At 36.2% G+C, this 12,623-nt stretch carries 9 protein-coding genes; all 9 read right to left on the bottom strand.

What is annotated here, in order from left to right; genetic code table 11:
* Nucleotides 1–85: 85 nt before the first annotated feature.
* A complete protein-coding gene (locus SVN78_00760) occupies nucleotides 86–1,300 on the bottom strand; it encodes an acyl-CoA dehydrogenase family protein (protein MDY6820136.1) in 1,215 nt (404 codons plus the stop codon).
* Between the two features lie 44 nt (nucleotides 1,301–1,344).
* On the bottom strand, nucleotides 1,345–2,973 hold the full coding sequence (locus tag SVN78_00755; GenBank protein ID MDY6820135.1) for an AMP-binding protein: 1,629 nt from the start codon (nucleotides 2,971–2,973) through the stop codon (nucleotides 1,345–1,347).
* A 321-nt stretch (nucleotides 2,974–3,294) separates the two neighbouring features.
* Entirely contained in the window at nucleotides 3,295–4,038 is a 744-nt protein-coding gene (locus SVN78_00750; GenBank protein MDY6820134.1) for an enoyl-CoA hydratase/isomerase family protein, read from the bottom strand.
* 219 nt (nucleotides 4,039–4,257) lie between these two features.
* Nucleotides 4,258–5,802 carry a long-chain fatty acid--CoA ligase gene (locus tag SVN78_00745; protein ID MDY6820133.1) on the bottom strand — a complete coding sequence of 515 codons (1,545 nt, stop codon included), beginning with the start codon at nucleotides 5,800–5,802 and terminating at the stop codon, nucleotides 4,258–4,260.
* Nucleotides 5,799–7,478, bottom strand: a complete 1,680-nt coding sequence (locus SVN78_00740; GenBank protein MDY6820132.1) for a long-chain-fatty-acid--CoA ligase — start codon at nucleotides 7,476–7,478, stop codon at nucleotides 5,799–5,801. The genes SVN78_00745 and SVN78_00740 overlap by 4 nt, the downstream gene beginning before the upstream one ends.
* 303 nt (nucleotides 7,479–7,781) lie before the next feature.
* Entirely contained in the window at nucleotides 7,782–8,930 is a 1,149-nt protein-coding gene (locus tag SVN78_00735; GenBank protein ID MDY6820131.1) for an acyl-CoA dehydrogenase family protein, read from the bottom strand.
* A 12-nt stretch (nucleotides 8,931–8,942) separates the two neighbouring features.
* The gene (locus SVN78_00730) at nucleotides 8,943–10,139 is read right to left on the bottom strand and encodes an acetyl-CoA acetyltransferase (GenBank protein ID MDY6820130.1); all 1,197 of its coding nucleotides are present in this window, start codon (nucleotides 10,137–10,139) and stop codon (nucleotides 8,943–8,945) included.
* 17 nt (nucleotides 10,140–10,156) lie between these two features.
* Nucleotides 10,157–11,581 (bottom strand): hypothetical protein, encoded by a 1,425-nt coding sequence (locus SVN78_00725; protein MDY6820129.1) that lies wholly within the window; start codon nucleotides 11,579–11,581, stop codon nucleotides 10,157–10,159.
* A gap of 89 nt (nucleotides 11,582–11,670) precedes the next feature.
* Entirely contained in the window at nucleotides 11,671–12,558 is an 888-nt protein-coding gene (locus tag SVN78_00720) for a 3-hydroxyacyl-CoA dehydrogenase NAD-binding domain-containing protein (GenBank protein MDY6820128.1), read from the bottom strand.
* Between the last annotated feature and the right edge of the window lie 65 nt (nucleotides 12,559–12,623).

The raw sequence follows: 12,623 nt of genomic DNA, 5'->3' as shown, positions 1-12,623 counted from the left end.
ATCTTTCTTATATTTTTTATCACTTCTTTCTTAGCTTGATCAGAACCATCGGAATCTTCCCTAATGCCTTATATTTAACTCTCCTTTATACATATGCAGAGAATCCTGGTCCAAGAATCTCACGCCCCACAATCAATTTGTTTATATTAGTCGTACCATCTGGGATAGACATCATTCTTGCATCCCTAAAGTATTTTTCTACCGGTAATTCATCTGAGAGACCTATCCCACCGTGGATCTCTATTGCATAAGATGCTGCCTTAACCACCTCTTTGCAGGCATATGCCTTAGCCATCGAAGATGCTTTACGAAACTCCGTATCCCCTCTAGATAAAAGATTCAATGCCTTATATCCAAGAAGGCGCGACGTCTCAGTTATCGTTGCAATCTTATAGATCATCTCCTGAATCAGCTGGAACTTACCGATTGGTCTTCCAAACTGCACCCTTTCCTTTGCATAATTTACTGATGCCTCGAGACATGCTTGAGAGATACCTGTTGATAACATTGCCATTCCTGTCCTTAGTACTGCTAATACAAGAGATACAGGTGTTATCGTTGAAAATAAATTCAACATCCTTGATGATATCTTGGTCTTATCACTCGACAACATCTTAGTCATTATATTTGTCAGATTATTCTCCTTTGGAACACGGCAGTCATCAAAGAAAAGCTCTCCAGTAGAACATGTTCGAATTCCCATGTGACCCAGTTCACTAGATTCATATGGAGACCGCTCTCTATCGATAAGAAACATCTCCTGTTCTCCCTTTTCATTCTTCGCAACTAATAGACATAGATCTGAGATTGGGCCAACCGTTGCCCATGTTTTGCGACCGTTGATAACATACTCGTCTCCATCTAAAACAGCTGTTGTCGTCATGGCCTTATTATCTGAACCAGCATTTGGTTCAGTCAAAGAATATGTTGCCAAGATCTCTGACCTCTTTATCTTCGGAAGGAGCCTCTCTTTTATCTCCATTCCATCTGGTAGAAACTGGATCAATGCTGGAATTGCAATAGAATATATCAAGGGTGTACACGTACCTGGAGCCACTCGTCCCATCTCCTCTGATAAAATCCCAAAAAGTGTCAAATCACTTGCAATCCACTTTATATCATCGATATCCGAACTGATACCTACCTTTCTGAATTTCTTTACAACATTTACCACTTCATCGTGTGTCAATGGTTTGCCCAATGGTTCTTTTTCTTTTTCTATTGGAAGTATCTCTTTCTCCAAAAATTCTCGAATACTATCCCTAAATAGTTTTTGGTCTTCATTTAGCTGAAAATCCATATCAAATCCCCCTAATATTAACTAAAAAATACTAAAAATTATATTTACCCTCTTCTTTTTATTCCCCTATCTTCCCAGTATTTTTTCTCTAATTCTCTTTTTAACGTCTTTCCATGAGCAGTTTTTGGAATTTCTTTTACAAATTCAACCACTTTAGGAATTTTAAAACCATATAAGCCTTCTTTTTTGCAATGCTCTATTATTTCATCTTTATTCATTCTTTCTCCCTCTTTCAGTTGAATAACAGCCATTGGAACCTCTCCCAAATCCTTATCTGGATATCTGATCACAACAGCTTCATAGACTTTTGGATGTTTTATAATTGCTGCTTCAATCTCATTTGGGAATACATTTACTCCACCAACGATTATCATCTCCTTTTCTCTCCCTGTTAGATATAAAAAATCGTCTTCATCTAGGCATCCATACAAAAAATCATTATACCATTCAACACCATCTATAATATGAATGTTTTCCTTTAATAAATCTTCCATTCCAGGATAGTTAAGAGAAACTGTACCAAGACTTCTTGTATGAACTATCCCTTCTTTGTTTGGCGGACATTCTTTATATGTTTCATCAAAGATTTTCACATCACCACCTCTATGATTCTTCCCCACACTATCTAAACGTTTCGGTTTTTCAATATAATCTTTCTGTCTTAATATTGTTATAGGCATCATCATCTCGACAGAGGAGTAGTACTCGCTATAAACTGGACTAGCGCATCCTTGCTGCATAAATAAATCATTGATTGCTTTTTTGATAGCTAGTGGGCATGGTGCAGCAGCAGTTACTATTGTTCTCATTGAGCTTAAATCATACTTTCTCTTTATATCATTAGGCAACATTATTATTCTCTGCACATGAACAGGAGCGCAGTGTATATAGTTTATCTTCTCCTTCTCGATAATCCTTAAACATTCTTCTGGTTCATATTTCCATCTAAATACGTAACTACCACCTAAAAGAAAAGTCGTTAATGTGAAGTATATCGGAGTACCATGATAGAGTGGGCCGGGAGTCATACCTTTCATCTTAAAACCAGCACAACCCCAATAATAATGAGTTGCAAGAAGCTTAACTGCAAATATTAAAGATTCTACCCATGATGCACCATGTGGTTTTTGAAATTTATCACTGATAATATAGCCGAATCCACCAAAAGTCCCAACACTTTTTGGCACTCCTGTTGTTCCACCTGTATATGGATTTATTCCTATTGTAAAGTCTATCTTTGGCTCACTTGCTGGAGATTCTTTGATCAACTCCTCGTATGATAGCATCCCTTCCCTTTTCCCTCCAACTACAATATACTGTTCTATCCCCTCTAGTCTATCTTTTACCTCATTAATCCTTTCTGCAAATTCATCCTCGAGTATGAGAATATTGGGCTTTCTTATGTTCAGCATTTTTACTAATTCTTCTCCCCTGAAGTGCCAATTTACAAGCGGAGTTACACACCCGATAAACCACGATCCAAACATCGATTCCATGTATTCATTTCCATTGTATAACATTATGGCAACCTTATCTCCAGGTTTCAAACCCATTCTCTGCAATCCATTTGCTAACCTTAGTGTTCGATCTTTATATTCTTTAAATGTATATCTTTTCTCTCCATCAGACCTAATACAAACAAATGCCTCTCTCTCTCCAAATCTTTCCCACATTGATAGAAGGAGATAGGGCATGATCTTATCCAGTCTAAGATTAAGTAGATTTTTTACGCTATTTATTAATCCAGATTTTGTAATTGTTTTTAATAATATAGGAAGAACATTTACAACTCCCCATTGTCTCATTATTACCATCAAGAGCCCATAAGTTTGCTCCATCCTCAATAAGGTTGGTAGAGCTTTCAACGTACTTATAATATTTCTATCTGATTTACCTCTCATTTTTTATCTCCTTTTACATAAATATCCCTATACTTTTCATTTATAGCCCCCTTATTTTTTATTTATTTTATCTCTAAGTTAAATTTTATAAAATTAAAGAATCCATTTTGGATCTCTTCTCTCCATAAATGATGTTACCCCCTCTATAAAATCTTTGCTCTCTAAAGATTCATCAAACAAATCTTTAGCATATTTATAATCGTTCAAACCCCTGTTTATTGCTTTTTTTATCAATTTAATAGCGGTTGGCGAAGACTTTATCAGTTTTTTAGCAAAGGATAAGACCTCATTCATAAGTTCTTCTTGGAGAACAACCTTATTTATCAACCCTATCTCTAATGCTGTACTTGCAGATATACGATCACACGTCCATATGAGTTCCTTTGCTTTTGATCTACCTATCTCATCTCCTAGCCTAATCATAGCATAAGGGCATACTACCCCACGTTGAGGTCCTATAAACCCTATAATTGCTCTATCTGACGCTATAACAATGTCACACATCAACATATATTCAGCACCATGTCCCAATGCATATCCATCCACGGCGGCTATTGTTGGTTTTTCCAAGTTTATAAGCCTAATCATGGTAGAAGATTGAGAGAATTCCTGTTTCATCATATCGATAGTAGTGGGATCCGTTAGGTCAGCACCAGATGAAAAATTGTTCCCACTTCCAGTAATTACTACAACTCTAACCTCTTTATCCTCTTCTGCATTTTTTAAAACCTTGCCTAAGTTTTCTATTAATTCTAGATTTAAAGCATTCTTTTTTTCTGGCCTATTGAGCCTTATAATAGCTGTACCTTCCATCTTCTCATAGATAACATTGCCCATAACTTATACCTCATAAGCTCTTTTTTTTGATTTTTGTGACGTATAGTTAATTTAAAAATATTCAATTTTAATTATTATACCCCATTTTTTATTGGGCTATTTAACATAAGTTTAAATCTCAGGATTCATTCTTCCATCTCTCATATGTTTCTTCTATATCTTTCTTATACCCTTCTTTCTTCATCTTCATATTTTTTACCAGTTTTAGACTTATTAGAATTAACGTTTACTTTGCTTCTCATATAATCTCTTCAGTTCTGACTTCACAATCTTGCCAGCTGGATTTTTTGGGATATTATCGACGAATTTAACTATCTTTGGACATTTATAGCCTGCCAAATTTTTCTTACTATATTCAATAATTTCCTCTTCAGTGATCTTTTCTCCAGGCTTTGGTGTAATTACAGCTGTTACAACCTCACCCCATTTTTCATCGGGTAGACCAATTACTGCCACCTCAAAGACTTTGGGGTGTGTGGAGATAACTTCTTCCACCTCTTTAGAGTAAACATTCTCTCCACCTGAGACAATCATATCCTTTTTTCTGTCTACTAAATATATAAAACCCTCCTCGTCTTTCATGCCGAGATCGCCCGTATAGAACCATCCATTTTTTATGACTTCCGCTGTGGCCTCTGGGTTTTTATAGTAACCTTTCATAAAATTACCTCTATTAACAATCTCCCCTATTTCACCAACTGGAAGTTCTTCACCTTCTTCATTAAAGATCTTCACATCACAGACTGTTAATGGAATCCCAACGGAGGATGATTTTCTTAATGCATCTTTTGGAGGTAATATAGTCGTACAAGGAGAGGACTCTGTCATGCCATAGGTATCTCCTATCTCAGCATTTGGAAAATAAGACAACAGTTCTTTACGCATACTAGCAGGCATGTACATTGCGCCATTAGCAATAAGACGAACACTACTAAGATCATACTCCTTAATAGCAGGATCACTAATTAACATTCGCCACAGTGTCGCAGGTCCCCATGTAACAGTAACCTTTTCCTCTTCTATTGCCTGAAAGATCTCTTTTAGAGACATTGGATTATGAATAACCATTGTGCCCCCCATAATCACTGTGGGCACAGCAAAAGCGTTAAGTGATGCAGAATGATAAAGAGGTGGCACCACTTGAGCAATATCATCGTGCGTCAAGTGGTAATCCATAAGCATCGTATAACCATTAAACAAACTGTTTCTATGTGTCAAAATAGCACCCTTAGGTAGGCCTGTTGTCCCTGCAGTGTAAAGGATCAGGTTTTCATCATAAAGGGACACCTTAACCTCAGGTTCTTTCGAATTGCCATCACTAATAAGCTCATCATAGTTAAGTACGCCTTCTCTCTCATTGCCATCAGAGATGAAGTGTTTTACCTTCGAAAGATTTCCTTTAATTGAATTTATTGTATCATTAAATTCATTACCGTATAGAACACAGATCACATCAGCATTATCTATCTGATATGAAAGTTCACGCCCTACAAGTCTGGTATTTAGAGGAACTCCTACTGCTCCCAACTTAGCTACAGCGTAGTGCGCCTCCAAAAACTTGTTGCCATTATAAAAAAGATAGGCAACTTTATCACCCTTCCCAATGCCCAGATCAATAAGCGAATTAGCGAGCCTATTTACTCTCTCATTAAATTCGCTGTACGTAAACCTAGAGCCACCAAAGTTTATCAGCGCAATCTTATTGGGGTACTTGCCTGCTGTAAGGGTAAGGCTATCCCCAATACTATCTACATTTTCTCTCATTCTTTATCTCCTTTTATATAAACATCCTTATATTTTCCCTTTATATCTTTCTTGGCAATCTTCCCCACACTTGTCTTAGGAATCTCATCGACAAAAATTATATCATCGGGTAATTGCCATTTAGCAAAAGATCCCTCTTCCATAAGGAATGTGTATAAATCTTCCTTTTTAAGACTCTTTTTCCCTTCCTCTGTTAATACTACTAATGCCAATGGTCTCTCCTCCCATTTTGGATGAGGAACACCTACAACAGCAGCCTCATAAACCATAGGATGTCCCATTAATGTATTTTCTAAATCAACAGAAGAGATCCACTCACCACCACTTTTAATTACATCCTTTAATCGATCTACAATCTTAACATATCCGTTCTTATCAATAGTAGCCATATCACCACTCTTCCAATATCCATCCTGAAAAGATTCCTCACTTCTTTCATCTTTGTAATACTCCTTTGCAATCCATGGTCCCTTTATCCACAATTCACCAACACTTTTTCCATCATGCGGCACCTCTTTACCATCTATCCCTACTAATTTAACATCTACACCCACAACAATAAGCCCTTGTTTCTTTTTAAGCTCCCATTTTTCTTTTTCAGATAGATTTTTTAAAGAGGGTTTAAGGATATTACCTGTTACAAGAGGTGTGGTTTCAGTAGAACCATAGGCATGTATAACCTCTGCCTTACCTAATTCCCAAAAACCTTTCATCATTGCAAGTGGTGGTTCACTAGCCCCCGAAGCCATGCGAAGACCTGTAAGATCAGGCTTCTTTGGTAATTTCTGGATGTGATAGAGCATAGGCATAAAGATTGCTGGAGCACCACAAGTTACTGTCACCTTTTCTGAAACTAGTAAATCTGCAAGTGGGTCAAGGGTTTCAAGAGTATACGCCCCTGGAAATACCAATTTAGCGCCTGTTAAAGGTCCTACATAGAAGAACCCCCATCCCTGCGCATGAAACATTGGCGTAATTTGCATTATCACATCTTCTATTCCTACCTGTAATGCTGTGGCGACAGCGTAAGTATGCAGATATATATTACGGTGAGAATAATAAACCCCTTTGGGTTTGCCCGTTGTACCTGTAGTATAACATGCACTATAAGCAGAACGTTCATCTATCATTATCCACTCATATTCTTTAGAAGCATCTTCAATAAGTTTTTCATAGTCATATTGGGGTGAAAGTTTTAACGTACTTTTTTCTGTAAAATCACTTAATATTATGTACCCTTGTACACCTTTGAGATTAGGAGCTATATTTTCAAACAAAGAAGCCAATAAGAAGTCTGAGACACATATAAATTTGGCATCGCTATGATTTATCACATAGGTAAGATAGTCAGCAGAAATTCTTGGATTCAACTGAAGAAGCACAGCACCTATACCTGATATGGCAAAATAGAGCTCACAAAAACGATGGGTATTCCATTCCATCACTCCAATCCTATCCCCTGGCTTAACACCGAGTTCAGTCAATGCATTTGCAAGTCTTTTGACCCTATCATAACACTCTCCATAATTATATCTAAAAAGATTCCCATCGTTTTTTCTAGAAACTACTTCCTGTTCTGGATAACTCCTTGCAGCATGCCTGAGGAGTGTTATGGTATTTAACTGGTAATCATCATTTGATGTAGAAGGTGCTCCTTTTATGATTTTATCATTCATTTTATACCTCCTTATTATTATTAATTTTCATTAATAATATAAACGCTATTTTATATTGTATCAACAAAAAAATAATATATCAAGAAAATATTATATGATCATATAAAATAATTAAATGTATTTGTACATTGTTATACTCTATTATAGAACTGTAATATAGTATATTATTTTAAATTAATTTTTAATTATTTATTATCTTGCGCTTATAAACTAAATAAAAAATTTATAATCTATAAATTGTTATATTTTATATAAAATATATAATATTATTTTTTATATATGTTATATCCTGTATAATTAAATTTATAAAAATCGACTTATAACAAGTCTTTGGACTTCTGATGTCCCCTCTACTATTTGCAATACTTTAGCTGCTGCATAAAAGCGAGAAACAGGGAAGTCAGACATAAGTCCATAACCACCATGAATTTGTACAGCATCACTTGCTACCTTTTCCGCCATCTCTGAAGCAAATAATTTAGCATATGATGCTTCCATAGTATATGACTTGCCCTTATCTTTTAACCAAGCAGCTTTTAAATACATTTGCCTAGCTAGCTCAATATGCATAGACATATCTGCAAGCTTAAAGGATATTGATTGAAAATTATAAATAGGCTGTCCAAATTGATGTCTTTCCTTGGCGTAAGATAACGCATCTTCATAGCAAGCTCTTGCTACACCTACTGCTATTGCAGCAACAAAAATACGTCCGGTTTGTAACACTTCTAAATGTTGAGCAAACCCCCTACCTTCCTCACCTAAAATATAATCTTTGGGAATCCTACAATTATCAAAACTCAATTCGACAGAAGGCAACCACTTCCATGCAAGTTTGTCCCAGTGTGTAGCAATACTAAAACCTGGTGTACCCTTTGGGACTATAAAGGTGTTTATCACACGTTTCTTACCTAGCTTATTCTCAAGTTGAGGGCATTTAGCGGTCAAAATAACAATAGATGCATTATCCATCGCTATATTAGTAATAAATTGTTTTGTGCCATTAATAACCCAATTATCCCCGTCTAATACAGCAGTGGTTTTAGTTGCTCCTGCATCAGAGCCTGCCTCTGGCTCAGTAAGAGCAAATGCACCTATTTTTTCACCCTTTACAATTGGAATTAACCACTTCTGTTTCTGTTCTTCTGTACCAAATCTATACAACTCTTCTGCTACTATATTTGTTACATCAAGCATACCGCCTATACCAGGATCACCTTTTGAAAGTTCTTCTACAAGTATCATTTGGCTTACCCAATCACCACCACTACCACCATATTTTTCAGGGAAAGGAACACCCATCATACCTAGTTCACCCATCTTTGATATAACATCATATGGGGGTTTACCCGTTTTTTCTGCTTCATCGGCTATAGGAGCTATCTCATTTTTAGCAAAATCTGCTCCCATATTTTTAATAACATTTTGTTCATCAGTTAATGAAAAATCCATTTAAACCTCCTTTTATCCTCCTGGCTCCCAATCTGGAGTCCCTATTATTGTAACCATAGCAATTGAAAGTGGACCCCCCAAGTTATGGGCAAAACCAGCTTTTACATCTTTTAATTGATGTCCTTCTGCTCTATTTAAAATCTGTCTTGTTAATTCTACAGTCATTCTACAACCAGTGGCACCAATAGGATGACCGAAACATTTAAGGCCGCCATCTGGATTTATTGGAAACTCACCATCTATAGCAGTAATTCCCTCTCTTATAAGCTCTGCACCCTCACCCTGCTCACATAACTTCATATCCTGATAGTTTATCAATTCTGTAATAGTAAAACAATCGTGTACAATACCAAAGTCAAGCTCTTTGCGTGGGTTTTGAATACCAGCTTCTCTATAAGCCATTTCAGCAGCCTTTACATTTGCTGGATATGAAAGTCCTGTCCAATCGGGCCTATAAAATGGAATACCCGTTTCTACTGCGTGACCTATTGCCTTAATAGTAACGTAATTTCCTTCACCAACAAGATCCCTTGCTATCTCAGGTCTTGTTAAAACAACTGCTGCTGCACCATCAGACATTGCACAACAATCAAACAGTCTAAGGGGATAGGAAATCATTGGCGAATTTAGCGCTATATCAATATTTATCTCTCTTCTAAAATGAGCTTTTGGATGAACTACACCATTATGATGATTTTTTATAGCAACCCTCGCGAGATCTTCCTCGCTCCAGCCCCACTCTTTAAATGCGCGTATTGCAGAAGGCGCAAATATTGCTGGGGCTGATTGAGCTACTAACACAGGATGAGGGCAAAGCATGTCTATATTAGGCAATCCTGTACTTGCTTCATCCAATATTTTTTCCACTCCACAAGCAATAACTATATCATACAATCCAGAGGCAATTGCATAGGAGGCATTTTTTATAGCATCCATCCCTGTACAACATTGATTTTCACATCTAGTTACAGGTTTTCCATAAAAACTAAGTGGATCAGCAAAACCAAAACCTGACATTCCAGAAAATTCATAAAGCGTTCCAATCCATGCAGCTTCAACATCTTTATGCAAATTAACATGTGCTTCATTACAGGCCTCATAAACAGCATCAACTAATAAGCTAGCTGCATCTCTCTCCCATATCTCACCAAACTTAGTAACACCTGTGCCTATTATTGCAACTTTATCTCTAATTGTTTTATCTGACATATCTCCTCCTTGCTACATTATCTTGCTGGCCTTACTCTCCAATAATAAAATGGAAAACCAGACTTTTGATGAAATAATCTAAAAGTTAAATTAATATCCATGCCAACATCCACTTCGTCAAGCTCATGATCACTCATTTCCATAAACAATCTACAACCGTCATCTAAATCAACAATTACACGTGTTGCTGGATTTAAACCATTGCTAGCAATAATCCCATAACCCAACAGATAGTCATGGGTATAAGAAAAAACCTTTCCATTCCTTGAAAGTTTTACTTCTTCAAAATTATCCTTCTCACTGCATATTATACAACAGCGCTTTATAGGATATTGCAATGTATTACATTTTTTACACCTCATCCCATAAAGGGGTAATGCCCCTTTTCTGTCTCTCCAATATTTTACTACTGAAGCCCTTGCATTTTCTGATCTTTCTATTTTCCATAGATCCTTGAAATCAGCAAATCTACCATATGTCGGCAGCATTCTTTTTGAAGATATATAAGCATTTATCTTGCTCTTTCCTTTTATGCTCAGTATTTTATCAGTTGTTTTAACCAAAAAAGCATCGCACCCGTCTCCATAACCAATACATACAATCCTTTGATCTGGCTTAGCTTTTTCAAGAGCTAAAGCAAGAAGAAGAAGGCAGTGAGGTGTACCTGTCATACCAATCTTTTCAAATAGAGGATTTTCTAGTTGTGTCATTAAATCTATATTCAAAGCTTTACCAAAACGCATATAAGCTCTTGGGTCTGGTGCATAGAGCGCAATTTTAGAGATATCTTTTGCCTCTATATTACATTTCTTTAAAAGACCACTTACAGTCTCTGGTACATCTTTCAAAAAACCATAAAGGTTATCAAGTTTTGGTTCATATACTTTTGGATAAACATCTGTTTCTCTACGCCAAACCCCTGGTATAGCATTATTTATAGAATTAAACCCTTCAATTTCAGCCACAATATTATCTTTGCCTATCAATAGTGCTGTTGCACCATCACCATATATCTGTTCAAAAAAAGACTTAGGTTCCGCCAGTCTAGATTCTGAAGCAATAACTAAAACTTTGCTAGCATTTCCTGAATTAACAGCATCTATTGCAATCTTTACAGCTGTAACACCAGCTTTTGTTGAAGTAGTAATATCTCCAGTAAATACATTCTCCCTTAAATCTAGTGCTGAAGCTATAATAGAGGATGCTTGTTTTTCTTTAAGAGGGGAAGAAACTGTTGCAAAGTATAATCCGTCAATCTCTTTTGGATCAATCTCCCCAAGACAGTCAAGGCCAGCTTCAACTGCCATTGATATGCTATCCTCATCCCAACTAGTCACAGACCTCTCGCCTCCAAGAGAGGGTATACCAGTAATCTCGGATAATTTAGACCTATCAATCCTCCACATTGGTACATATGCTCCATACGAAACTATTCCCGCCATTATTTCACCTCACAATCTTTATATCTCCTTAAAATTATTAATTATTTCAAGTAATAAAAATCAAAAAAATTAAATTATTCTTAAATATTCTATTTAATATTATAGAAATCATACCAACCACCTCTACTGCCAGGTTTCTTTCCAATATAGCCTGCAGTAACCAATTTTCTTAATGTTATAGGAGCTTTATCATTTGGATCACCTGTTATGCTATATACATATTCCCCAGCATGCATTATAATATCAATACCCGTTAAATCCATAAGCTCAAAGGGTCCCATAGGAAAACCAAAGCCCAATTTACACATAGTATCAATCTCCTTTATGCCAGCCATACCCTCTTCAAACATCCTTACGCCACGAATCATAAACTCAGAAATAAAACGGGATGTAAAAAAGCCAGGACTATCGCTTGCTTCAACAGGAATTTTTCCTAACTTTTTAGAAAATTCTACAATAAAATTAAATGTGCTATCAGAAGTCAGCGCACCACGTATAACTTCTATTAACTTCATAACAGGAGCTGGATTAAACCAATGCATTCCAATAAATCTATCAGCTCTCTCAGTAGCAGCAGCCTGATCAGTTATCATTATAGTGGATGTATTAGATGCAAAAATTGTTTTTTCAGGGCACAGCTCATCATACTGGTTCCAAATTTTTTTCTTTAGCTCAAGATTTTCAGAAACAGCTTCTATAACTAAGTCTGCATCTTTAGCTGCTTCTCTTGGATCTGTTGTAGATTCTATATTATTTATAATTTGTTCCATTTCATCACTCTTAATCTTTCCCTTTTCAACCAATCTTGAGAGCCCAAAAGGGCCATCCTTTATCTGCTTATAGGCATTTTTTAAAACTTCTTCATTAACATCTACCATCATAACCTTAAAGCCATTCCTAGCACAAACTTGAGTAATTCCATTACCCATTACCCCTGCGCCAACAACTGTTATTTTTTTTATGTTCTCTACATTCATAAAAATACCTCCAATTTATATAATATATAAACAACTACGTTCTATTTTACATCAATAGAATTTAC

The organism is Deferribacterota bacterium (assembly GCA_034189185.1).
Lineage (GTDB): Bacteria > Chrysiogenota > Deferribacteres > Deferribacterales > UBA228 > UBA228.
This window is presented reverse-complemented; position numbering and strand designations above follow the sequence as displayed.